Source organism: Flavobacterium gossypii, from assembly GCF_014138495.1.
Lineage (GTDB): Bacteria > Bacteroidota > Bacteroidia > Flavobacteriales > Flavobacteriaceae > Flavobacterium > Flavobacterium endophyticum.
In genome coordinates this window covers 1,147,586-1,170,409 of the sequence record NZ_JACJIS010000001.1, presented here as the reverse complement: position 1 = coordinate 1,170,409, position 22,824 = coordinate 1,147,586, and the positions used below count along the sequence as shown (strand labels likewise).

Annotated in this window: 23 protein-coding genes; 10 read left to right on the top strand and 13 right to left on the bottom strand. The window is 37.6% G+C overall.

Annotation, left to right across the window (positions count from 1 at the left end):
- Positions 1–8: 8 nt before the first annotated feature.
- The 4 genes from pnuC to GGR22_RS05505 all read left to right on the top strand — a co-directional run bounded on the left by pnuC (position 9) and on the right by GGR22_RS05505 (position 5,606).
- The gene (gene pnuC / locus GGR22_RS05520; RefSeq protein WP_182492864.1) at positions 9–638 is read left to right on the top strand and encodes a nicotinamide riboside transporter PnuC; all 630 of its coding nucleotides are present in this window, start codon (positions 9–11) and stop codon (positions 636–638) included.
- On the top strand, positions 593–2,713 hold the full coding sequence (locus tag GGR22_RS05515) for a DUF4301 family protein (protein WP_182492863.1): 2,121 nt from the start codon (positions 593–595) through the stop codon (positions 2,711–2,713). The genes pnuC and GGR22_RS05515 overlap by 46 nt, the downstream gene beginning before the upstream one ends.
- Positions 2,713–3,114 carry an alternative ribosome rescue aminoacyl-tRNA hydrolase ArfB gene (gene arfB, locus GGR22_RS05510; protein ID WP_182492862.1) on the top strand — a complete coding sequence of 134 codons (402 nt, stop codon included), beginning with the start codon at positions 2,713–2,715 and terminating at the stop codon, positions 3,112–3,114. Before GGR22_RS05515 ends, arfB begins: the two co-directional genes overlap by 1 nt.
- 236 nt (positions 3,115–3,350) lie before the next feature.
- Positions 3,351–5,606, top strand: coding sequence for a TonB-dependent receptor (locus GGR22_RS05505; RefSeq protein ID WP_182492861.1), 2,256 nt, complete (start codon positions 3,351–3,353; stop codon positions 5,604–5,606).
- A gap of 44 nt (positions 5,607–5,650) precedes the next feature.
- On the opposite strand, the gene GGR22_RS05500 is transcribed toward GGR22_RS05505, so the two are convergent.
- A complete protein-coding gene (locus tag GGR22_RS05500; protein ID WP_182492860.1) occupies positions 5,651–6,145 on the bottom strand; it encodes an SRPBCC family protein in 495 nt (164 codons plus the stop codon).
- 2 nt (positions 6,146–6,147) lie between these two features.
- Positions 6,148–6,576 carry a Rieske (2Fe-2S) protein gene (locus tag GGR22_RS05495; protein ID WP_182492859.1) on the bottom strand — a complete coding sequence of 143 codons (429 nt, stop codon included), beginning with the start codon at positions 6,574–6,576 and terminating at the stop codon, positions 6,148–6,150.
- A 166-nt stretch (positions 6,577–6,742) separates the two neighbouring features.
- Here GGR22_RS05495 and greA point away from each other — a divergent pair, with 166 nt between their 5' ends.
- Complete coding sequence (gene greA / locus GGR22_RS05490; RefSeq protein WP_121375339.1) at positions 6,743–7,219, top strand: transcription elongation factor GreA; 477 nt, start codon at positions 6,743–6,745, stop codon at positions 7,217–7,219.
- A 24-nt stretch (positions 7,220–7,243) separates the two neighbouring features.
- Entirely contained in the window at positions 7,244–7,633 is a 390-nt protein-coding gene (locus GGR22_RS05485; RefSeq protein ID WP_121375338.1) for an HIT family protein, read from the top strand.
- A 63-nt stretch (positions 7,634–7,696) separates the two neighbouring features.
- On the opposite strand, the gene GGR22_RS05480 is transcribed toward GGR22_RS05485, so the two are convergent.
- The gene (locus tag GGR22_RS05480; RefSeq protein WP_182492858.1) at positions 7,697–8,848 is read right to left on the bottom strand and encodes a sensor histidine kinase; all 1,152 of its coding nucleotides are present in this window, start codon (positions 8,846–8,848) and stop codon (positions 7,697–7,699) included.
- Between the two features lie 129 nt (positions 8,849–8,977).
- Here GGR22_RS05480 and GGR22_RS05475 point away from each other — a divergent pair, with 129 nt between their 5' ends.
- From GGR22_RS05475 to aat, 3 genes are all read left to right on the top strand, one after another.
- Complete coding sequence (locus GGR22_RS05475; protein WP_182492857.1) at positions 8,978–9,856, top strand: flavin reductase family protein; 879 nt, start codon at positions 8,978–8,980, stop codon at positions 9,854–9,856.
- Between the two features lie 50 nt (positions 9,857–9,906).
- Positions 9,907–10,281 carry a DUF3127 domain-containing protein gene (locus tag GGR22_RS05470; protein WP_121375335.1) on the top strand — a complete coding sequence of 125 codons (375 nt, stop codon included), beginning with the start codon at positions 9,907–9,909 and terminating at the stop codon, positions 10,279–10,281.
- A gap of 70 nt (positions 10,282–10,351) precedes the next feature.
- The gene (aat, locus tag GGR22_RS05465) at positions 10,352–10,990 is read left to right on the top strand and encodes a leucyl/phenylalanyl-tRNA--protein transferase (RefSeq protein ID WP_182492856.1); all 639 of its coding nucleotides are present in this window, start codon (positions 10,352–10,354) and stop codon (positions 10,988–10,990) included.
- Positions 10,991–10,994: 4 nt separating this feature from the next.
- Here aat and GGR22_RS05460 read toward each other — a convergent pair whose 3' ends face one another.
- The 7 genes from GGR22_RS05460 to GGR22_RS05430 all read right to left on the bottom strand — a co-directional run bounded on the left by GGR22_RS05460 (position 10,995) and on the right by GGR22_RS05430 (position 16,257).
- Positions 10,995–11,555: a DNA-3-methyladenine glycosylase I gene (locus tag GGR22_RS05460; RefSeq protein ID WP_182492855.1), complete on the bottom strand. Its 561-nt coding sequence runs from the start codon at positions 11,553–11,555 to the stop codon at positions 10,995–10,997.
- Positions 11,556–11,636: 81 nt separating this feature from the next.
- The gene (gene tsf, locus GGR22_RS05455; RefSeq protein WP_182492854.1) at positions 11,637–12,461 is read right to left on the bottom strand and encodes a translation elongation factor Ts; all 825 of its coding nucleotides are present in this window, start codon (positions 12,459–12,461) and stop codon (positions 11,637–11,639) included.
- 131 nt (positions 12,462–12,592) lie between these two features.
- Positions 12,593–13,369: a 30S ribosomal protein S2 gene (rpsB, locus tag GGR22_RS05450; RefSeq protein ID WP_121375331.1), complete on the bottom strand. Its 777-nt coding sequence runs from the start codon at positions 13,367–13,369 to the stop codon at positions 12,593–12,595.
- Positions 13,370–13,550: 181 nt separating this feature from the next.
- Positions 13,551–13,937 (bottom strand): 30S ribosomal protein S9, encoded by a 387-nt coding sequence (rpsI, locus tag GGR22_RS05445; protein WP_121375330.1) that lies wholly within the window; start codon positions 13,935–13,937, stop codon positions 13,551–13,553.
- Positions 13,937–14,392 (bottom strand): 50S ribosomal protein L13, encoded by a 456-nt coding sequence (rplM, locus tag GGR22_RS05440; protein ID WP_121375329.1) that lies wholly within the window; start codon positions 14,390–14,392, stop codon positions 13,937–13,939. Before rplM ends, rpsI begins: the two co-directional genes overlap by 1 nt.
- Before the next feature lie 254 nt (positions 14,393–14,646).
- A complete protein-coding gene (locus tag GGR22_RS05435) occupies positions 14,647–15,486 on the bottom strand; it encodes a ferritin-like domain-containing protein (protein ID WP_121375328.1) in 840 nt (279 codons plus the stop codon).
- Between the two features lie 27 nt (positions 15,487–15,513).
- A complete protein-coding gene (locus GGR22_RS05430; protein WP_182492853.1) occupies positions 15,514–16,257 on the bottom strand; it encodes a ferritin-like domain-containing protein in 744 nt (247 codons plus the stop codon).
- A 365-nt stretch (positions 16,258–16,622) separates the two neighbouring features.
- Between GGR22_RS05430 and GGR22_RS05425 the strand changes: the two genes are divergently transcribed.
- Complete coding sequence (locus tag GGR22_RS05425) at positions 16,623–17,645, top strand: LacI family DNA-binding transcriptional regulator (protein ID WP_182493513.1); 1,023 nt, start codon at positions 16,623–16,625, stop codon at positions 17,643–17,645.
- A 33-nt stretch (positions 17,646–17,678) separates the two neighbouring features.
- Here the strand turns inward: GGR22_RS05425 and GGR22_RS05420 are convergent, their stop codons facing one another.
- From GGR22_RS05420 to polA, 3 genes are all read right to left on the bottom strand, one after another.
- A complete protein-coding gene (locus tag GGR22_RS05420) occupies positions 17,679–18,986 on the bottom strand; it encodes a serine hydrolase domain-containing protein (protein WP_182492852.1) in 1,308 nt (435 codons plus the stop codon).
- A gap of 28 nt (positions 18,987–19,014) precedes the next feature.
- Positions 19,015–19,893 (bottom strand): retropepsin-like aspartic protease, encoded by an 879-nt coding sequence (locus GGR22_RS05415; RefSeq protein WP_182492851.1) that lies wholly within the window; start codon positions 19,891–19,893, stop codon positions 19,015–19,017.
- Between the two features lie 80 nt (positions 19,894–19,973).
- Entirely contained in the window at positions 19,974–22,814 is a 2,841-nt protein-coding gene (gene polA, locus GGR22_RS05410; protein ID WP_182492850.1) for a DNA polymerase I, read from the bottom strand.
- Between the last annotated feature and the right edge of the window lie 10 nt (positions 22,815–22,824).

The following is a 22,824-nucleotide window of genomic DNA, read 5'->3' as shown; positions in this document are numbered from 1 at the left end:
AAAATATAATGATTGATTTTTTTCTCGAAGCCTATAAAGACAAACCGACCCTCGATATTATTCTCGAAGCCATTGTTTTTGTTTTTGGCATATTGAGCGTATATTATGCCAAGAAAGAAAACATTTTGGTCTATCCAACAGGAATTATAGCCACGGTCATCACTGTTTATCTTCTTTATAAAGCAGGTTATTTTGCCGATATGACGCTTAATATTTATTTTTCGATAATGAGTGTGTATGGCTGGATTAACTGGTCAAGAATGAAGGAAAACGATTATGTCGTAAAAATTTCGAGAACGAATAGGAAGCAAAAAGCTATTGGAGTATTATTATTTTTTCTTACTATTGTTGTAACATATTTTGTGTACCATTTGTTTGGCAAAGAAATCAAGCCTGAAAACTATATCGATATTTTTACTTCAGGATTGTTTTTTACGGGCATGTGGTATATGGCAATGAAAAAGATTGAAAATTGGACGCTGTGGATCATAGCAGATATCATCGCTGTCCCATTGTATGCCTATAGGGATTTGGGAATGTTGGCATTGCAGTATGTAATTTTTACAATTTTGGCTATTTTAGCTTACATAGAATGGAGGAAAATCTTAAACAGCAGGCAACAGATAAAATCAGAATAGCATTGTACGGACCGGAATCTACCGGGAAAACTACATTGGCAAAACAATTAGCAGAGCACTTTCAATCCACTTGGATTCCAGAGTTCGCTCGCGAGTACCTACAAGAAAAATGGGACCGCTCGCAACAAATTTGCGAACCAGAAGACTTGCTTCCGATTGCAATAGGCCAAATGAAGCTCGAGAATCAAGCCTTGGCCAATACTACAGGTAACTATCTTTTTGCAGACACCAATCTGATGTGCACTAAAGTGTTTTCGGAAATCTATTACGGTTTTTGTAATCCTGCTTTGGATAAGGCTGCACGAAAACATAAATACGAACTGTTTTTTCTCACAGATATCGATGTTCCTTTCGAAAAAGACGATTTGCGCGATAAGCCAGACGAACGTGAAATGCTATTGCAGAAATTCGAAGAAGCGCTAATTGAAAATAAAAAACCTTACATTTTGCTTACAGGAAGCAAGGAAGAAAGACTTGAAAAAGCGATTACGATTCTTAAAGATTTAGCAAAAATAAAAGCTTTAGGCTTTACTCCCTATGATTTCATTCAGATTTACAACCAAGGAATAAGTGTTGATGATGTAGCGGCTCAACTACAGACATTTAACGTCGGAATTCCAAAAGCGATATTGGAAAAGCCGGCTTCCATTGCTAACGGAATAATGCCTTTGTCTGAAAGTGAAGCGATATATTATTCTAATCTATTCGATTCTAAAAAGAACAATCTCAAGCTTCAGAAATTTGTTCCAGCATCCGGCGCTGCTAGCAGAATGTTCAAGTTTTTAAGCGAATTTATTAATGAGTTTAAGCTCGGAAGCGAAACAATCAATGCGTATATCAACAGAAAACATTGCAGTTCCATTTCTATTTTTTTAATCGGAATAGAAAAATTTCCCTTTCATAAAGCAGTCTTAGAATACACCCAGTCCAAATATCCAGAATACAAGCAATGGGACAAAGATACCAGAGTTTTTTATTTTATAAAATCCCTCTTGTCATTAGGTCATTTTGATTTTGCTTCAAAACCAAAAGCCGTATTGCCTTTTCATCAATATGGAGATTATATTGCAACGCCTATCGAAGAACATTTAAATGAGAGCGGTTTTTACGCTTCTTCTAATGATGTTTCCAACCTGCATTTTACCATTTCAGAAGAACATCAAGACTCTTTCGATCGGATTATAAACGAGGTCAAGCCTAAAGTTGAAGCAAATTCAAATATAAAGATTCACGTCGATTATTCTTACCAGCATAAAACGACAGACACGCTAGCGGTGGACTTAGAGAATAATCCTTTTCGTCAAGACGACGGAAGATTGTTTTTTAGACCGGGAGGACATGGCGCTTTGATTGAAAACTTAAATCAGCTTTATGCCGATATTATTTTCATAAAAAACATTGATAACGTAATCCAGAATCATATACAGACTATTGGATTGTACAAGAAAGCTTTGGCGGGCATCTTGCTGGAATTTCAGGAAAAAATTTTCGCCTCTCTTAAAATCTTGTCTGCTGAAAATATCCAAAAGGAAATGATTGATGAGATCGTAGAATTTGTAAAGACAAAGCTGCAGATTTCTATAACTGCAGATTTTCAGAAATATACTAGGGAGAATAAGGTTGTATATCTTCAAGAAATTCTCAACAAGCCGATTCGTGTTTGCGGTATGGTAAAAAATGAAGGAGAGCCAGGAGGCGGGCCGTTTTGGGTAAGAGATAAAAAAGGAAATGTTTCTTTGCAGATTGTCGAATCATCGCAGATTGATACTCAAAACCCGACACAAGCCAAATTGCTGGCTAGTTCGACGCATTTTAATCCAGTTGACTTAGTCTGCGGTACAAAAAATTATAGAGGCGAAAAATTTGACCTCAAAGAATTTGTTGATATTGACAGCGGTTTTATCGTAGAAAAAAATAAAAATGGGAAGCCGATTAAAGCGTATGAACTGCCGGGACTATGGAATGGCGCTATGGCAAAATGGACTACTATTTTTGTAGAAGTGCCTTTGATTACTTTCAATCCAGTAAAAACAGTTAACGACTTATTGAAACCGGCGCATCAGCCACAATACTAGTGGATACCGAAAAAATCATATCAGAATTAAAATTTAAAGCAGTCAGAAGCAGCGGAGCGGGAGGACAGAATGTCAACAAGGTTTCCTCTAAAGTGGTGCTGTCTTTCGATCTGCCGAACTCAAAAGCGCTTTCAGAGGAAGAAATAACCCTTCTGGAAGATAAACTAGCGCCAAGACTGACTAACGATAAGATACTAATTTTGAATTGCGATGAAGACAGAAGTCAATTAAAAAACAAGGAAATTGTTGTTAAGAGATTTCTTCAACTGCTTCGAGAGAATTTAATCATTCCAAAAGAACGCAAAGCCACGAAAGTGCCAAAATCTGTAATCAAAAAACGCATCCAAAACAAAAGAAATCTTTCCAAGAAGAAGCAATCCAGAAGAAAACCTGATTTTTGATTAAAAAAGATGAATTATAGAGACTATTGTCTCAATACTTTTCTATCTTTGCCCCGTCTCAAAGGGGTGCTCCAAATAACGAGCTGAGATTATACCCAAGGAACCTGGGCGGGTAATGCTGCCAAGGGATGAAACGACATTTTTTTCGAGTGCACGCTTAAAATTTGTCGTTAAGTACAATCAATTAATTTAAACAATAGAATAATTGCCCCTTTTATTCGTAAGAAAATTTACGAATGAAAACTTTATTCAAAAAAAATGAGTCCAGACAGAAAGACAGGCACAAAAACCGTAGTCAAAATCATACGTCTGGATCCTTTCTTCATGCAAGAACTCTTTTAGGACTTGCGTTTTTTACATCAGGATCTCTTTTTGCTCAAGAAAAAGTGGTTATTGACACCACAAAAACCAACAATCTCGATGAGGTTTTGGTTTCCGCTGTCCGTGTTACGGCGCAAACGCCAGTTACTTTCAGCAACATCAGCAAAAAAGAATTAGAATCTAGGAATTTAGGTCAGGATATTCCAGCTTTGCTAAACTATCTGCCATCAGTAGTAATTACGTCGGATGCGGGTAACGGCATCGGATATTCTGCCATCAGTGTGAGAGGTTCCGATTCCCGAAGGGTTAACGTGACGCTTAACGGAATTCCGTATAATGATTCTGAATCGCAAGGTACTTTTTGGGTAAATATGCCTGATTTTGCCTCTTCAGTCCAGAATATACAGCTGCAGCGTGGTGTCGGAACTTCTACAAATGGAGCCGGAGCCTTTGGTGCTAGTTTAAACTTGCTGACAGATTCCTATGCAACAGAAGCAAATGGCGAAATTTCCAATTCTTTCGGAAGCTTTAATTCTAGAAAGCATACCTTAAAGTTCAGCACCGGATTGATAAAAGATCATTTTGAACTGGCTGGGCGCGTTTCTAATATCAAATCAGATGGTTATATCGATAGAGCGTCGTCAGACCTGAAATCTTACTTTTTTCAAGGGACTTACATAGGAAAAACAACCCTGATAAAGGCATTGGTTTTTGGAGGAAAAGAAAAAACATATCAAGCTTGGAATGGGCTGGAAGATCCAGATAAGCTTGAAAATGACAGGACTTATAATACTTCCGGAGAATATGTCGATGACAATGGCGTGACGCGTTTCTATGATAATGAAACGGATAATTACAACCAAGATCACTACCAATTACACTGGAATGAGCGTTTTTCAGACAACTGGAGTACGAATCTGGCTTTTCACTACACTAAAGGGAAAGGCTATTATGAAAACTATAAAGTAGACGAAGATTTATCCGAATATGGAATTCAACCGCAAGTTGTTGAAGGGGAATTGATCGAGTCAAGCGACTTGATTCGTAGAAAATGGCTTGATAACGATTTTTATGGAACGACATTTTCTGCCAATTATAAAAATGAGAAGTTCGATTTCATACTTGGAGGCGGCTGGAACAAATATGAAGGCAAGCATTTCGGGAATATTCTTTGGACAAGAAGCTTCATTTTGCCAGAATACAATTTCAAATATTATGATGACTTTTCTACAAAAACCGATTTCAACGTTTTTGCAAAAGTAAATTACAAGTTTAATGAAAATTGGAGCCTTTTCGGAGACTTACAATACAGAAATGTAGGCTATAAGACCAAAGGAGCAGACACAGGTTCTGTAGATGATAATTTTAATTTCTTCAATCCGAAAGCAGGAATTACCTACATCGTTAACGATGAAAATAATATCTATTTCTCTTATGCAAGAGCAAACAGAGAGCCCAACAGAAGCGATTACGAGTCTGGAAATCCAAAACCTGAAAAACTTAACGATTTTGAGCTAGGATGGAGGTACAATGCGCCAAAGACAAAACTGAATGTGAACGGTTATTATATGCGATACCAAGACCAACTGGTATTGACTGGAGCTTTGAATGATGTTGGGGCGCCTATCCGTCAAAATAGCGGAGAAAGTTATAGGCTTGGATTGGAAATTGATGCCACTCTTTTTGTGGCAGATAAATGGATTTTCCGCCCGAATGTAACTGTAAGCACAAACAAAAATGAAGATTTTGTCTTCCAAAGAGATGGCGCATTAGAGAAACTAGGAAATACGAATATCGCCTTTTCGCCTAATGTGATCGTTGGGAATGCAATTACATTTTTACCCATCAAGAACATGCAAGTTTCTCTTCTGACGAAATTTGTTGGAGATCAGTATATGGGAAATATTGATTCTAAAGGATCAAAATTAGAAAGTTATTCTGTGAGCGATTTTAATATTTCTTACGAAATCAAAACCAATTCTGTTTTCAAATCAATCATTTTTTCAGGTTTAGTAAACAACGTTTTTGACTACAAATACGAGTCTAATGGTTATTTCTATACGTATGATGATGATTTTTCAAATCCAGGTACTATAACAACAATGGAAGGCGCTGGATATTATCCGCAAGCCGGAATTAATTTCTTGGCCGGAATGACCTTGAAGTTTTAAAAGAGAAGTTTTTTAATTATTTTTCCCAAAGCCTGGCAAATCTATCATGACTTGTCGGGCTTTTTTTCTTTCAATACTTTTTGCCATTTTTCTGACTCTGCAAAATCCTTTATGATAAGATTCCTTCTTTCTAACAGATTGCTGAGGTATTTTTTTAAGAAAACGAAGTCGGCTAATTTTCCGAAGAATCCAAGAGGAGATTGATACGTAAAAACATCAATCATCAAAGTCGTATTTTCATGACGCTCGAAAAGATGCTCATGGCGGAATTCTTTGAAAGCTCCTTGAATCATCTCATCTGCAAAGAAAAACGGATAGTTATAGTCTGTTATTTTAGAGGTGAGATTTTGAGTAAATCCTAAATGTTTTGCACGCCAAGTCACTGTTTCGCCTAATGCAATTAATCCGGAAGTTTTGCCGGCAATCGCTTCTTCTTTGGTATGCTCAGTTGAAATTTTATGCAAATCGATGCTTCTTGACAAATCAAATACAATCTCTATAGGTGCAGAAATTCTTGTTTCAAGATAAATTCGAGGCATTTTTAGTTATAAACTCGGATGATGTTTCCGTTTACTTCAACGCGGTAAGGTTTCATAGGGTATTCCACATCGGCATCCGCAAGGCCTGTAAACAAGCTGTATGCCACATCATCGCATGGGCAGACAGCATTGATGCCTTCTACTTCTAAACGCGAACAGCTGCTAGGATACTGGTTAGGACAACTGGCATCATAAGCCCTAAAATTTCCTGATCCGGCATTAAAAACGATAATGCCGTTAGCACCTGCGCCATTTAGCGTAATCAGCTTGCCATTTCCGGTGTATTGAAGATCACTATACAAAGGGAGATTGGTATTGATCTCAACGGTAAAAGAATAATTCGGAATATAAGGGTTTCTATTGTTGAAATTGCTGTCAGAGCATGCTGCAATTGCGATACTGATAAATAAAAGGGCAATAATCTTTTTCATCTTAAAAATTCCATTGTATAATTTGTAGAAACAAATTTAATTTAATTAACTTTGGTTTTGTATACGAATAGTATATAAATATCGATTTGAATTAAAAATACTATCTTTGTGGAAAGAAATCCCGTCGTGATGGGATTTTTTCTATTTTATATATAACGATGAAATTATGAGTAACGTATCTTATTATACAGCAGAAGGCTTAAAAAAATTGAAAGAGGAACTAGAACAGCTAAAAAGTATTGAGCGCCCAAAAGCGTCTCAAGCAATTGCTGAGGCTAGAGATAAAGGGGATTTGTCTGAAAATGCAGAATACGATGCGGCTAAAGAGGCCCAAGGTTTGCTTGAAATGAGAATTTCAAAATTAGAAGAAGTTTATGCAAATGCCCGTCTGATTGACGAATCGCAGCTTGACGTTTCCAAAGTATTGGTGCTGTCAAATGTGAAAATCAAAAACCAATCAAATGGCATGGAAATGAAATATACATTGGTAGCTGAAAGTGAAGCCGACCTTAAGACAGGAAAGATATCTGTTACTTCTCCAATCGGAAAAGGATTGCTAGGGAAATCAGTAGGCGAAATAGCCGAAATTACAGTGCCGAACGGTATCTTGAAATTTGAAATTTTAGAAATCTCAAGAGACTAAGTTTTAACCCAGAATTCTGAACCAATGAGCTCAATTTTTACAAAAATAATCAACGGAGAAATTCCAGCTTATAAAATTACCGAGGACGAAAACTATCTTGCCTTTCTGGATGTAAATCCAAATGCTAAAGGACACACGTTATGCATTCCAAAAAAAGAAATCGATAAGATTTTTGATATGGACGAAGAGCATTATTTGGGATTGATGAAATTTTCTAGAAAAGTAGCCAAGGCCATAGAGAAGACAGTTCCTTGCAAAAGAGTAGGTGTAGCCGTTATTGGTTTGGAAGTTCCGCATACGCACGTACATTTAATTCCGTTAAATGAAATGGACGAAATGCGTTTCCAGAATAAAGTAAAATTAACCCAAGAAGAATTTGAAGTATTGGCAAAAGAGATAGCAGCCAACTTATAATCTTTTTTTTAAAATATTTGCAGCCGTAGATTCAGTAAATATTGAATTTGCGGCTGTTTCTTTTTAGAGTTTCCTCAGACTTACCAACATGCAGGTGCCTTTTCCTGTTTCTGACGAAAAGACCTTTATTTTTCCGTCATGATACTCCTCTACGATTCTTTTGGTTAACGAAAGTCCTAATCCCCAACCACGCTTTTTAGTCGTAAATCCTGGCTCGAAAATCCTCTTGAATTGTTTTTTAGGAATTCCTTTTCCAGTGTCGGTTACTTTTATTTTTACGAAGCGAGAATCTTCTTCAATGACAATAGATAAATTTCCTCTTCCTTTCATGGCATCAATCGCATTTTTAACAAGATTTTCAATCGTCCAGCTGTGTAATATTGGGTTGATGGAAGTCATGATCGCGTGGTCTGGAGCTTTGAAAGAAAAATTAATCTGATTCGAAAATCTTGATTTTAGATAATCATAGGACTGTTCTGTTTCCGCAATAATATCTTTTTCTTCTAAAACAGGTTCCGAACCAATTTTTGAAAAACGATCAGCGATGGTCTGCAACCTGAAAATGTCTTTTTCGACTTCAGTTACCGTTGTTTCGTCGACATTATCAGCTTTCATGATTTCAATCCAGCCCAGCAATGAAGAAAGCGGCGTGCCTATCTGATGTGCAGTTTCTTTCGCCATACCCGCCCAAAGCTTGTTTTGTGTTGCCATTCTGCTGGCACGGTAAAAGTTGAAGATAAGTAATCCAAACAAGACTAAAATAAGAAACAGCGCAATCGGATAATATTTTAAGTTGTTCAAAAGTGAAGAATTTCCATAATAAATGTACTGGATTTCTCCTGGCAGGTATTCTATCGGAATCGGCTCATTTTCATTTTTAAAATTTTTGAAAAAGGCTTTGGCTTTAATAGAATCATTCGCGATTTTTTCGTCGATATTTCGCATTCCCATAATATTTCCGGCTTGATCAGTAAGCACGATAGGAATGGTAGTGTTTTTGTCTACAATCTGCCTTGGTAATTCAATGTCGTCATTTTCTAAATCGGCCTTATTGATTGTCTTTAATGAAGTCGCCCAAATCTGCATTTTTAGATGCTCTTCATTTTTAAAAATTTGGAAAAAAGTATAGGTATTCCAAAGGATGAGAGAAATTATGATGAAAGAGATCATGATGATGATCCATCGCGTGACATTTCTTTTTTCAGAAAACTGCATAAATCTTATTTTGAGGTATAAATATAAGCAAAAGAAACAAAGTCAAAATCTTAAACTGTTTATAAGTCTTAAATACTTCATTCTTTCCTTATGATTCAATTTATTACTTTTGTTTAAACGGAGAATTTTATGATTAGTATAGAGCCGAAAGAAATTTCGACAGCAAAATTACAGGGTTATCTTCAAGGATCAGTAGGCCCTAGGCCGATTGCTTTTGCAAGTACTGTTGACCGTAACGGAAATCCGAATTTATCGCCCTTTAGTTTTTTTAACCTTTTTAGCGCTAACCCGCCAATTTTAGTTTTTTCGCCTTCCCGACGTGTCCGCGACAATACGATAAAGCACACATTGATCAATGCCGAAGCTACTCGAGAAGTTGTGATTAATGTAGTCAATTTTGATATGGTGCAGCAGGCTTCCCTATCGAGTACAGAATATGGCAATGGTGTAAATGAATTTTTAAAAGCCGGATTTACACCAATTCCGTCTGATTTGGTAAAGCCTTTCCGTGTAAAAGAATCTCCCGTTCAATTTGAATGTAAGATACAAGAAATTATCAGTCTTGGAAGCGAAGGCGGTGCAGGGAATCTAATTATCTGTGAGATTGTAAAAATGCATATTGATGAGAAGATTTTGGATGAAAATGGTGCTGTTGATCAATATAAAATTGACTTGATCTCTAGGCTAGGCGGCAATTGGTATTCGCGTTCAAATATGGGATTGTTTGAAGTTGAAAAGCCATTGACCACATTAGGAATCGGTGTTGACCAAATACCAGATTTTATAAAAAATAGTCCGATTTTCGACGGCAATGATTTAGGTAAATTAGGCAACGTTGAAGCATTGCCTACAAGCGAAGAAGTTGCTATATTTGTAAATCAGAATTTTGCCGTCAAAGGCGTTTTGAGTTCCGATGATCAGGAAAAAGTACACTTGAAAGCAAAAGAATACTTGGATAATAATGAAGTGATTGCTGCATGGAAAGTGCTGCTCTCTGAAAAAATATAATGAAAGGGCTGAATTACAAGCCATATAAATAAACAAAAACAATAGAGATTATGGAAGTTACTGGAAAAGTTAAAGTAATAAATGCCGAACAGCAAGTTAGTGCGTCATTTAAAAAAAGAGAATTGGTTGTTACTACTGAGGAGCAATACCCGCAACATATCATGATTGAATTCACGCAGGACAAATGCGATCTATTGAATAACTATTCAGTAGGTGAGCCTGTGAAGGTTTCAATCAACCTAAGAGGCAGAGAGTGGGTAAATCCTCAAGGAGAAACTAAATATTTCAACAGCATTCAAGGCTGGAGAATCGAAAAACTGCAAGCCGAGGCTCCTTCTGCTCAAGTTCCTCCAATGCCGGCAAGAGAAGCTTTTGAACCAGCAAATAATTTTAAAGAAGAAGAGCACGACGATTTGCCTTTCTAATAAATAAAGCAGAAGTATCAAAAACCGCAGAAATTCTTGCGGTTTTTTTATGAAGTAAAATAAGTTATAAATGTATTTCCTTACCAAAGAATTGTTTTTCCCTCCAGTAAATGAAACGGATGAGGATGGTATCTTAGCTATTGGCGGAGATTTGTCACCAGAACGCCTGCTTTTGGCCTACAAGAGCGGTATTTTTCCATGGTTTGATGAAGACGAGCCAATTCTTTGGTGGTCGCCTGAAGAACGAATGGTTTTGTTTCCGAATGAATTTTCGGTTTCAAAAAGCATGAGAAATATACTGAACAGAGGTGTTTTTAAAGTAACATTCAACCAAAATTTTAAAGAAGTAATTTCAAATTGCAGTTCTATCAAAAGAGATGGACAGCGTGGAACTTGGATTACCGACGGAATGATTGAAGCCTATTCAAAGCTAAATGAAATGGGAATTGCAAAATCTGTCGAAGTGTGGCAAGAAGATATTCTTGTTGGCGGACTTTATGGAATCGATTTAGGCCATATTTTTTGCGGAGAAAGTATGTTTTCTAAAGTTTCTAATGCTTCGAAAGTAGCCTTCATTTCTTTAGTAAAAAAGTTAAAGGAAGAAAATTATAAGCTTTTGGATTGCCAAGTTCATAATGATCATCTAGAAAGCTTGGGAGCAAGAGAGATTCCTAGGGAAGATTTTATTGCGATTTTAAAATCCAAATAATGACTTACTTCATTGTCCAGCATGCCTCAATGTGATCATTGACCATTCCTGTGGCTTGCATGTGTGCATAAATTACCGTCGAACCTACAAATTTAAATCCTCTCTTTTTTAAATCTTTGCTGATTTTGTCAGAAAGCGGTGTTGTGGCTGGAACTTCAGATAGTGATTTTGGACGGTTTATGATGGGATTGCCATCTGTGAATTTCCAAATATAATTAGAGAAGCTTCCAAATTCTTTTTGGGTTTCCATAAAGGCTTTTGCATTGGTAACGGCAGAACGGATTTTTAGCTGGTTGCGAATGATTCCGATGTCTTGGAGAAGATCTTGGATTTTTTCTTCATCATAGTTAGCGACTTTTTTATAATCGAAATTGTCAAAGGCCTTTTTAAAGTTCTCCCTTTTTCTGAGTATGGTAATCCAGCTTAATCCGGCTTGGAATGTTTCTAGGATTAAGAATTCGAATAGTTTTTGGTCGTCATATACAGGAACGCCCCATTCTTCATCATGGTATTTTTCGTATAACGCATCGCCAATACACCATCTACATCTTATCTTTTCTTCCATTGCTCAGATTTTAATCCAAATATAAATAAAATCCCGCTTCGGTTGGAAGCGGGATTGTATATGTGGAACTATTTTAGAAGATTATCCTAAAGCAGCTCTTTTGAAACCAGTAACTGTCAAGTTTGCGTCAACAGATTTTACATATCCAGAAACGCTAACAGCGCCGTCTTTAATGTAGTCTTGGTTTACTAAAGTATTGTCTTTGTAGAAACGTTGGATTTTACCTTTAGCGATGTTATCTAGCATAGCTTCTGGTTTTCCTTCTTGACGCAATTGGTCTTTAGCGATTTCTACTTCTTTTTCGATGATAGATGCATCAACACCAGCCTCGTCTAACGCGATTGGGTTCATAGCAGCAGCTTGCATTGCCACGTTTCTAGCTGCTTCTTCAGCACCAGGAACATTAGCAGAAAGAGAAACTAAAGTAGCGATTTTGTTGCCAGCGTGGATGTAAGATCCAACGAAAGCACCTTCTAATCTTTCGAAAGAACCGATTTCGATTTTTTCTCCGATAACTCCAGTTTGCTCGATCAATTTATCAGCAACAGTGATTCCGTTGAAATCAGCAGCTAAAAATTCTTCTTTAGTTTGGAAGTTTAAAGCAAGGTTAGCCAAATCTGTAGCCAACTTTACGAAACCTTCATTTTTTCCAACGAAGTCAGTCTCACAGTTCAATGAGATCACAACGCCAGCAGTTTTGTCTGCATTTACAACAGCGATAGCAGCACCTTCAGTAGATTCTCTATCTGATCTGTTAGCAGCTACTTTTTGACCTTTTTTACGTAGGTTTTCGATAGCTAGATCGAAATCTCCGTCAGCTTCAACAAGAGCTTTCTTGCAGTCCATCATTCCTGCACCAGTCAAGGTTCTTAATTTATTTACATCTGCAGCAGTTATAGTTGCCATTTTAGTATTTTTTTTAAGGGTTAAAAATAAAAAATTCCAAGATTTAAATTCCAAATCCCAAGTTTATTAAATTATCAACGTATTGTAATTTATTTGGAATTGGAATTTAAAAATTGGAACTCTAATTTAATTTATTCTTCTGTTGAAGTTTCTACAGTTTCGCTTGGAGCGTCTGCAACTTCGCCAACTGGCTGCTCAGTCTCTTTTTCAGAAGTTGTGTTTCTGTCAGAAAGACCTTCGATAACAGCAGTAGTTACTAAAGATAAAATTTTATCGATTGATTTAGAAGCATCATCATTTGCAGGGATTACATAATCAACCTCTCTTGGGTCAGAGTTTGTATCCACCATTGCGAAAACTGGAATGTTTAATTTTTGAGCTTCTTTAATTGCGATGTGTTCAGCTTTAATGTCTACAACGAACAATGCAGCAGGAAGTCTTGACATATCAGCGATAGAACCTAAGTTCTTCTCTAATTTTGCACGAAGACGATCAACCTGTAAACGTTCTTTTTTAGATAATGTCATGAAAGTACCGTCTTTCTTCATTCTATCGATAGAAGCCATTTTTTTAACCGCTTTTCTGATAGTTACGAAGTTAGTCAGCATACCACCTGGCCATCTTTCAGTGATGTAAGGCATGTTTGCAGCAGCTGCTTTTTCAGCTACGATATCTTTTGCTTGTTTTTTGGTAGCAACGAATAATATTTTTCTACCAGATGCAGCGATTTTTTTCAAAGCTTCATTAGCTTCTTCGATTTTAGCTGCAGTTTTATATAGATTGATAATGTGAATTCCATTACGCTCCATATAGATGTAAGGAGCCATGTTTGGATCCCATTTTCTAGTCATGTGTCCGAAGTGAACACCTGCTTCTAGTAATTCTTTAACTTCTACTTTGTTTGCCATTTTAATGTAATAGTTTACGTTCTGTTGAATTAGCAATGTTCCTTTTTGGCTTTAAGCTGAGCTTTAGGCTTTAGGCTTCATTTAGATGCTAAACTAATTTCCTGCCTCGGCAGGGAATAACAACATTGTTTTTAAATAATAAATGAACGAGGTCTTTTCCAATACAGAAAAGACGGTAATATTAACGTTTAGAGAATTGGAATCTCTTACGAGCTTTCTTCTGACCGAATTTTTTACGTTCAACCATTCTTGGGTCTCTAGTTAATAAACCTTCTGGTTTCAAGATTGCTCTGTTTTCAGCATTTACTTCACACATTACGCGCGCTAATGCCATTCTTACAGCTTCTGCTTGACCAGTTGAACCACCACCATAAACGTTTACTTTTACGTCAAAGTTAGATGCGTTCTCAGTCATAGAAAGAGGTTGCAATACTTTGTACTGTAAAGTTGCAGTCGGGAAGTAAGTTGTAAATTCTTTTTTGTTTACCGTGATGTTTCCAGTTCCTTCTGTAACATAAACACGAGCAACAGCGGTTTTTCTTCTACCGATTTTGTGAATTGTAGCCATTACTTAAGATCGTTAAGGTTAACAGTTTTAGGTTTTTGAGCTTCTTGTTTGTGCTCTGGACCTACAACAACATTTAAATTTCTGAAAAGTTGTGCTCCTAATTTGTTTTTAGGCAACATTCCTTTTACTGCTTTTTCCACTAAAGTAGCTGGATTTTTTGTCTGTAATACTTTAGCAGTTAAAGTTCTTTGTCCTCCTGGGTATCCTGTATGACGCATATAGATTTTGTCATCCATTTTGTTACCTGTAAGGTTGATTTTTTCTGCATTGATAACAATTACGTTATCTCCACAGTCCACGTGCGGTGTATAACTTGGTTTGTATTTACCTCTAAGGATCATAGCGACCTTTGAAGCAAGACGGCCCAAGTTATGACCTTCAGCGTCAACAACAATCCACTCTTTAGTTACAGTGGCTTTGTTAGCTGAAATTGTCTTGTAGCTTAATGTGTTCACAATAATTTATTTTAATTAAACATTCCATCCCCAATAAAGGGGTTGCAAAAGTACAATAATTTATTTTAAATGCAAACACCTATAAAAGATTATTTTAGAGGCTGATTATCAGATTGAAAATCTATAAATGGAGAAGGCAAATCTACGGATTATTTTTGGTTTAATGGCTCAGTAGGAGTGTCGGCTTATTTAAAAACAAAAAAACCATCTAAAAATACGCTTAGATGGTTTGCTGGATTTTAGGGATAAATGGTTTATACAATAAACAAATTGGCAATATTGACAGACTGTTGTGTAGTCAAAGGTTCATCATAAGATTCTGATCCTGCCGTTCCTGGAATAGCAGGCCCTAATGAGCCATTACTTACTGTGCTCGTATTAAATCCAGCCTGCATTACATTTTCTTCTCCATCATAAACGGCTTGAGTTGCAGACGGCATTCCAGTTCCTCTTTGGTTTCCGGTAATCCATCCTTTGAGCCCTCGTAGTCTTCTTACTTCTGATGCATGGCGCGCTTCAACGGAATGAATCTGCAAAGCGGCCGTCAGTAAATCAGGTGTCGATATAAGGTTGGCGGCCTGGCCTTTGTAGGCTCTTACTCCGGTGTCTTCAAATGCTTGTGCCAATATCAAAAATTGTTGGTATGCGGCGGCATTTCCTATTCCTGTCGCATTGAAAGGATCAAACGCGCCTCCGACCGTAAAGTCAAATGTTGGTTTGGCAACAGCATTGGCTCCGAGTCCGGCAATCAGAAATTCCACATGGTCGGCTTCGTGTTGTGCAATCTGCATGAATACTTTTTCATCTCTTCCTCCTGTTGGAATAACGCCAGATTCTAATCCTAAGCGATAAAATTCATCTTCAAGATATTCTAGCGTGAGGGCAAGCTGGAGCGCTCCAATTGGCGTGCTTGGTGTCGGACCTATATCTGAAGCAAAGGCTTTGTTAGTGAATGCTGCCAATCCTAATGGAATAGAGGCAAGGGCTAAATTTTTGCCCAATTGTCCGAACTGTCCAAAACTATCTCTTCTGGAGCCCGTGCTTTTCATGAAGTTTTCATCAGTGAAGGACTCTATAAATTTTAATAGATTCATAATTTCTAAATTTTTGTTGGTTAGTATTTAAGGTAGGTAGACGGCTGAAAATTCTGTCGTAATAAAGCTACCCGCTACAGGAAGTATCTGTGATGGATTTTTGGCTACATCCAGTCCGTTTGATGCACTTACGATATCATCGCCAGCAAAATCATCCGAATTTGGATTGATTAAGCTTCTTATCGCGGATGCATGTCGTGCTTCGACAGAAACAATTTTCCCTGCTAATAATAAATAGTCAGCGCTTGTAATTAGTTTTCCTGCTCCATTATATGCGGCAACACCTGTGTCTTCTAAAGCTTTAGCTGTTCCTAGGATAGAATCTCTGCTGCCAAAGTTTACGGTGCTGAAATCAAATTCCAGTGTTGGTAGCAATTGTGTGGAAGGATTGCTCAAGGCTCCTGTCAAAGCCGTCTTGAAGAATTCTCTGTGGATTACCTCGTGGGCATATAAATCAGAAAGTACTTGTTGTTCTTCGGAATTGAACAGTGCTCCAAAATTATTGAGGTTGACAACTCGCGTATAAAAATCGGCTTCAAGTTGTTCCAGCGCATACGCATACGTCAAAACTCCCAGATCGCCGCTTCCTAGATCAAATACGCCATTGCGTATTCCTGGAGCATACGGGCCGTTGTTTTCAGAATCATCATCGTTGCTGCAGCCCGTGAGGAGTAGTCCTGTAGCCGCCATCGTGAGTCCGCTGATTTTTAAGAAGCTTCTTCGGTTGGTTTCCGAAGTAAGCTGTTCTTTTACAGTTACTGCATTTTTCATAAGTAGACATTTAAAAGGTTAATAATTAATCGGGTTGATTTTAGGTTCCCGTTGGGAATCTATGTAGACTACTTACGTTGAAATTATGTTGGCGGTTTTGATAAAATTTTATATAATTACAATGTGAAAATTGTTTTTGCTATGTAATTGTTTGTATGAAGATGTTTTTTATTGCTAATTTTTTAGTTTGCACAGGCGTGCGAAGAATGCCAGCAGTACTTGGCATGAAATAAACTAGTCTTTAGTATTTAAAAATTCCGAATAATGTGCCGTAGTTTTTGTCTTTCTATTTTTAAGTTTACTGTAAATTTTAAGAATATTTTCTATTTTTTCACTTACTTTACATTTCTTTTATACTGAAAATGATGAAACCAAAAGCAACTTTAAAGCAAATAGCCAAAGAATTAAATGTATCTGTTTCGACAGTTTCTAAAGCGTTGAGCAACAGCCCGGAAATTAGCGAGCCTACAAAAATTAAAATTCAGGAATTTGCGAAGCTTAAAAATTACAAGCCGAATAACATCGCCATCAATCTGAAAAATCGCAGCACCAAAACTATCGGAGTTATTATTCCTAATATTCTGAATCCGTTTTTTGCGAAGGTTTTCAGTGGTATCGAAAAGATGGCAAATGAAAAAGGCTATAATGTGATTACTTGCATTTCTAACGAATCGCTAAAGAAAGAAATTCATACGATGGACATGCTCAGCAATGGAACGATTGACGGTTTTATTTTGTCTATTTCGGAAGAAACTCAGAAACAGCAGGAGTTTAAGCACTTTAAAGAGATTATTTCCGAAGGCATTCCGATCGTAATGTTCGACAGGATCTCTGACGAAGTAAATTGCGACAAGGTAATCGTTGATGATTTCGATTCTTCGGTAAATGCCGTGAACCATCTGATAACATTAGGATGTAGAAAAATCGCATTGCTTACTTCTATCGACAATCTAAGCGTAGCCAAACTGAGAGCGCAAGGCTACGTGAAAGCATTAAATGATAATGATATTACTATAAATAAAGATTTGATTATACGGACTGATAATCCAGATGAGTTTGATTTCAGGTTGAAAGACCTGATCGACAATCAGGAGATTGACGGAATTTTTGGCTTAGACGAACACGCTTCGACCATGGCTATGAAGATGGCTATCAAAAAAGGAATCAAGATTCCCGAAGAACTTTCTGTAATTGGATTTGCGGATGGAGTCTGGTCGCGAAGACTGACGCCAAGTCTTTCTACAATCAGCCAGCATGGTATTGAGATTGGCGAAGAAGCAGCTAAAATGCTTATCGAAAAACTGGAAAGCAAAGACGAAGAATATGCTTATAGGACTACGGTCATCAAGACGGAACTCCGCCAGAGAGATTCTACTCGAAAATTATAAAAAATAGCCCATTCAATCGAATGGGCTATTTTTTTATTTTTCTTTCGTGAGCTTAAACTCGTTGCCGCCTTGCAGTATTGTCATGGCGTTTGGCGAGAAAACCAATTCTAAACCAGCCGGCTCGAAATTAAAATTCGTATCACTTAGCGGATTCAGCGGAAAAGAGCTTTGCCCAGTTGCCTGGCAGATAAGCACGCCTTTTTCTTCCTTGATTGAGATTTTCATCGGGAAATTAGGGTCAGAATAAATGCCTTCATATTTTTTCAAGATCGAGAGTTCTACGACCGCAGTTTTTAGGTTCGGAAAACGGTACGGCATCTTGTAATAGATACTTAAGATTCCAATCATTATTCCGTCCATTTCGTACCCTTGTCCGTTATCAAGCAAGGCGATGCTCAGTTTTTCTTTTGGATAGTGCGTCAAGGAAGACGTGAAGTTTTCGATTCCTCCTTCATGTCCGTAAAATTTTCTTTCCGCGAAAGGCATGGCAAAAATTCCTTTGCCGTAACCTTTGTCCATAGTTGTCATGATGTCTAAGGAAGCTTGTTTTAACAATTTTCCTGAAAACAAGCTATTGATAAAATTGGTCAAGTCTGAAGCAGAGGAAAGGATAGCTCCGGCGCCACCCGGAATTGACATGTCTTCTTTTTGAGCTTCCTGCCAAGTTTTTCCATCCCAAGCATACGAAATGGCTTCGTTTTTAGCGCCAGAAGCAAATCCGGTATTTTTAAGTCCCAGCTTCTTTACAATACGGCTGTCGATGTTTTCGGCATAACTTTTTTTCGTAAGATCTTCAATAATCCAACCCAGAATCACAAAATTAGAATTGCTGTATTCTGCTTTTTCTCCAGGTTCAAAAACAGGCTTCCCTGCTTTTATCTTTTTCATCAGCTCGCTTCGGGTTTTCGGCAACTTTGCATATACAGCATAATCAGCATCGTTCGTAAAACTGTAAATACCGCTCGAATGGTTTAGCAGGTTTTCGATCGTGATGTTCTCTGAATTTTTTATTGTCGGGAAAAACCGAGAAAGCTTGGTGTCAAGCGTCAGTTTTTTTTCTTCAACCAATTGCAAAATGACAACCGAGGTAAATGTTTTGGTAATAGAGCCAATCTTGTATCGGGTATCTGCACCCGCTTTTATTTTGTTTTTTACGTCGGCAAAGCCATAATTCTTTTCAAAAACGACCTGGTTGTTTTCTTGGATGGCCAGGCTTCCCATAAATTTATTGTTCGAAGCCAGATAATTTAAAAGGCTGTCGATCTTGTCGAACCTTGTCTCACTTTGCCCGAATGAATGTAGGGATAAGGAGAAGAATAGAAATAAGAATATTTTTTTCATGAGATTAATTTTGTTTAAAAATAGAATCCTAATTATTGATAATCATATTTTTTTTCTGGATATCAATCGTAATTTTATTTCCCAGCCAGTTGATGCTTCCAATAGCTTCGTAAATCAATCCGTCAATAAAAGTAGCGTTGAAATCTGTAGCTTTGATTTTGTCGTTTGTTTGTGTGTTTATTTTGGAAAGGGTAGTGAAATAATATGTATTTCCTTCTGTAGGCTTAAAATCACTTTTTTGGTATTTTGTTTTTACTTGCGAAGAATCAATGGCAAGTGGTTTCATATATCTCGAATTGAATCGGAAGATGTTGAAGCCAGCACCGCTGTCGAGATTCATTTGTACCGTAAGCTGGTCATTGAGCCTGACGTAAGTAGCAATTCCCAATGTCTTTTCTAAATCGTCAGAAATTTGAATCGGAATTGAAGCGCCAGTCTTGATTAATTGCTGTAAAGATTTGTCCGTTTCTAAGGTTAATATTTTATTCTTATAATCGATCGTAATAGGAATGTGTCTAAACGGGAGTAATGAAATCAAGCCATCCACAGGAAAATCTAAATCAATTAGGGTAAATTTTTCGTGGTTTAATTTTAGAGTACCAATTTCAAAATTTTCAGTATCCCAAAGATCTGCTATTATTTGTTCGCCAGTTGCTCTATGGCCTGTATAAAAACCATCCGTTTTCTTCAGATTTTCTATTTTGTCAGCAAATTTCTTGGTCATTAAATTGAGTCCGGCGCCAGTATCAAAAATGAAATTCCCTTCTAGATTGTTTATTTTGGCCTTGACTAAAATATGTCCGCTTTCCAGTAAAGTAAACGGAATCGTTATTGTTTTTGAAATTTTATTTTGCCCGAAAGAATTTAGGCAAAAACTGATGCATAAGAATAGAATTAACTTTTTCATAGTGAATGGTGTCCTATCTGGATAATAGACTTTTGATTGTTGCTTATTTGACGTAATTTTCTGTTTGTGTTACGACTCTTTTAATGCGCTTGAAGCCAATCGTGTCCTTTTCCTAAGTCAACAATTAAAGGCACATCGAGCTTGAACGCATTTTCCATTTCGTGTTTGATCATAGGCTGAATTTTTTCTAGCTCACTATTATGAACGTCAAAAACAAGCTCATCGTGTACTTGAAGTAACATTTTGCTTTTCCAATTTTCGGCATTCAGGCGTTTGTGGATGTTTATCATCGCGATTTTGATGATGTCGGCAGCACTTCCTTGGATTGGCGCATTCACGGCATTTCGTTCGGCACCGCCACGCACGACTGCATTTTGCGAGTTGATATCTTTAAGGTAACGTCTTCTTCCTAAAATCGTCTGTACGTAGCCGTTTTCTCTGGCAAATTCGATCTGTTCTTGGATGTAAGCTTTCAATCTTGGATAAGTCAGATAGTAGGCGTCAATCAAGTCTTTAGATTCAGAACGCGATAGTGATGTCTGGTTGCTCAATCCGAAGGCCGATACACCATAGATGATTCCGAAGTTTACGGTTTTGGCGTGGCTTCTTTGCTCGCGGGTTACTTCTTCTAATGCTACGTTGAAAACTTTTGAAGCAGTTGAAGCGTGAATGTCTTCTCCTTTCTGGAACGATTTGACCATTTCTGGGTCTCCGCTCAACGCGGCTATGATGCGCAATTCTATTTGAGAGTAATCGGCAGAAACTAGAGTATAATTTTCGTCTCGAGCAATAAATGCTTTTCGAATCAGACGGCCTCTTTCTGTACGAATTGGGATATTCTGCAAGTTAGGATTGTTGGAACTCAAACGTCCGGTTGCGGCAACGGTCTGCATGTAATCTGTATGGACTCTTCCTGTTTTTGCAGAAACCTGCAACGGCAAGGCTTCCACATAGGTGTTTTGCAGTTTTACCAATTGGCGCCAGTCTAAAATGTCTTGGACGAATGGGCTCGATAATGCTAAATAGGAAAGTACTTCTTCGCCTGTTGCATATTGTCCTGTCTTGGTTTTCTTTTGTTTTGCACCTCCAATTTTCAGCTTGTCGAATAAGATTTCTCCTAGCTGTTTTGGTGAAGCCAAGTTGAATTTTTCTCCGGCATTCTCATAAATTTGGTTTTCCAGCTTCTGGATATCGCCTTTTAGTTCTTGAGATAAATTATGAAGAAAAGGTACATCGAGGTTTACGCCTTCTTTTTCCATGTCGGCAAGAACAGGGACCAACGGGACTTCAATTTCTTCGAATAGCTTTTTCGTATTGGTAGTGTCTAATTCTTTGCTGAAAAAATCTTTAAGCTGTAATGTCACATCGGCATCTTCTACAGCATATTCCTTGACGTCTTCGACAGGAACTTCTCTCATTGTTTTTTGATTCTTTCCTTTCTTTCCGATTAATTCTTCGATAGACTGTGGCGAATATTGGAGGTAGGTTTCGGATAAAATATCCATGTTGTGTCGCATATCTGGATTGATGAGATAATGCGCGATCATCGTGTCGAAAATTTTTCCTTTGACTTCGATGTTGTAATTGGCTAATACTTTTAGGTCGTATTTTAGATTTTGGCCGACTTTCTCAATTCCTTCTGCTTCAAAAAACGGAATGAATTTGTCGACGATTGCCTGTGCTTCGGTTTGGTTTTCTGGAACTGGGACATAAAATCCTTTTCCTTTTTCCCATGAAAAAGACATTCCGACTAATTCTGCGGTCAAAGGGTCGATTCCTGTAGTTTCGGTATCAAAGCTTACGCTTGGCTGCTTTAATAAATTCTGCAATAGGAACTTGATTGCCATGTCACCTTCGACCAATTGGTAGAAATGCTCGGTGTCTTTTAGTGTTTTGTAAAAACTAGTTTTGGTCTCTCCTGTGTTTTCATCAGAAGTTGCTGAAGCAAAAAGGTCGAATTGGTCTTCGTTTTTTGCCTGCGGTTTTTTATACAGTCTTGCTTCTGCCGGGTTGTTGGCGACTGGAGCATTATGGTCGATTCTGAATAGATTGTCGAACTGCTCTGCCATTCTCCTGAATTCTAATTCTTGGAAAATCGCTTCGGTTTTTTCAATATCGGGACGTGTAAGTTCATAATCCGTTTCATTGAAAGTCACGTTACAATCGGTAATGATTGTCGCCAGTTTTTTAGATAAGATTCCTTTTTCTCTGTTGGCTTCGATATTCTCTTTCATCTTGCCTTTCAGCTGGTGCGTGTTTTCGAGCAGATTCTCCATGGTGCCGAATTCCTTCAGCAGTTTTTTTGCAGTTACTTCTCCAACACCAGGAAGACCTGGAATATTATCGACAGCGTCGCCCATCATTCCTAAGAAATCAATTACCTGTTCAGGCCTTTCGATTTCGAATTTTGCCAATACTTCAGGAATCCCCCAGATTTCAATTCCGTTACCCATTCGAGCCGGTTTGTACATGAAGATGTTTTCCGAAACTAATTGGGCAAAATCTTTATCAGGAGTGACCATAAACACTTGATAGTTTTGCTTTTCTGCTTGTTTGGCAATGGTTCCAATTAAGTCGTCGGCTTCGCAACCTGCTACTTCTATGATAGGAATGTGCATGGCTCTTAACAAGTCATGGATATAAGGAATGGCTATTTTTATGGCTTCGGGAGTAGCGTCGCGATTTGCTTTATACTCGGCAAACATTTCGGTTCTTACATGACTGCCTTCTTTGTCAAATGCCACAGCAAGATGATCCGGTTTTTCTCTTTTGATTACATCCAAGAGGGAGTTCATAAATCCCATGATTGCGGAAGTATCCATTCCTTTGGAGTTGATTCTTGGGTTTTTTATAAATGCATAATAGCCTCTAAAGATCAAAGCATAGGCATCAAGAAGAAATAGGCGTTTTTGTTGTGACATAAGAATTTGT

Bases quoted from the DNA above. Each gene is read 5' to 3' on its own strand.
- pnuC (WP_182492864.1), top strand. From the start codon at position 9: ATGATTGATTTTTTTCTCGAAGCCTATAAAGACAAACCGACCCTCGAT.
- GGR22_RS05515 (WP_182492863.1), top strand. From the start codon at position 593: ATGGAGGAAAATCTTAAACAGCAGGCAACAGATAAAATCAGAATAGCA.
- GGR22_RS05505 (WP_182492861.1), top strand. From the start codon at position 3,351: ATGAAAACTTTATTCAAAAAAAATGAGTCCAGACAGAAAGACAGGCAC.
- GGR22_RS05500 (WP_182492860.1), bottom strand. From the start codon at position 6,145: ATGCCTCGAATTTATCTTGAAACAAGAATTTCTGCACCTATAGAGATT.
- GGR22_RS05495 (WP_182492859.1), bottom strand. From the start codon at position 6,576: ATGAAAAAGATTATTGCCCTTTTATTTATCAGTATCGCAATTGCAGCA.
- greA (WP_121375339.1), top strand. From the start codon at position 6,743: ATGAGTAACGTATCTTATTATACAGCAGAAGGCTTAAAAAAATTGAAA.
- GGR22_RS05485 (WP_121375338.1), top strand. From the start codon at position 7,244: ATGAGCTCAATTTTTACAAAAATAATCAACGGAGAAATTCCAGCTTAT.
- GGR22_RS05480 (WP_182492858.1), bottom strand. From the start codon at position 8,848: ATGCAGTTTTCTGAAAAAAGAAATGTCACGCGATGGATCATCATCATG.
- GGR22_RS05475 (WP_182492857.1), top strand. From the start codon at position 8,978: ATGATTAGTATAGAGCCGAAAGAAATTTCGACAGCAAAATTACAGGGT.
- GGR22_RS05470 (WP_121375335.1), top strand. From the start codon at position 9,907: ATGGAAGTTACTGGAAAAGTTAAAGTAATAAATGCCGAACAGCAAGTT.
- aat (WP_182492856.1), top strand. From the start codon at position 10,352: ATGTATTTCCTTACCAAAGAATTGTTTTTCCCTCCAGTAAATGAAACG.
- GGR22_RS05460 (WP_182492855.1), bottom strand. From the start codon at position 11,555: ATGGAAGAAAAGATAAGATGTAGATGGTGTATTGGCGATGCGTTATAC.
- tsf (WP_182492854.1), bottom strand. From the start codon at position 12,461: ATGGCAACTATAACTGCTGCAGATGTAAATAAATTAAGAACCTTGACT.
- rpsB (WP_121375331.1), bottom strand. From the start codon at position 13,369: ATGGCAAACAAAGTAGAAGTTAAAGAATTACTAGAAGCAGGTGTTCAC.
- rpsI (WP_121375330.1), bottom strand. From the start codon at position 13,937: ATGGCTACAATTCACAAAATCGGTAGAAGAAAAACCGCTGTTGCTCGT.
- GGR22_RS05435 (WP_121375328.1), bottom strand. From the start codon at position 15,486: ATGAATCTATTAAAATTTATAGAGTCCTTCACTGATGAAAACTTCATG.
- GGR22_RS05430 (WP_182492853.1), bottom strand. From the start codon at position 16,257: ATGAAAAATGCAGTAACTGTAAAAGAACAGCTTACTTCGGAAACCAAC.
- GGR22_RS05425 (WP_182493513.1), top strand. From the start codon at position 16,623: ATGAAACCAAAAGCAACTTTAAAGCAAATAGCCAAAGAATTAAATGTA.
- GGR22_RS05420 (WP_182492852.1), bottom strand. From the start codon at position 18,986: ATGAAAAAAATATTCTTATTTCTATTCTTCTCCTTATCCCTACATTCA.
- GGR22_RS05415 (WP_182492851.1), bottom strand. From the start codon at position 19,893: ATGAAAAAGTTAATTCTATTCTTATGCATCAGTTTTTGCCTAAATTCT.
- polA (WP_182492850.1), bottom strand. From the start codon at position 22,814: ATGTCACAACAAAAACGCCTATTTCTTCTTGATGCCTATGCTTTGATC.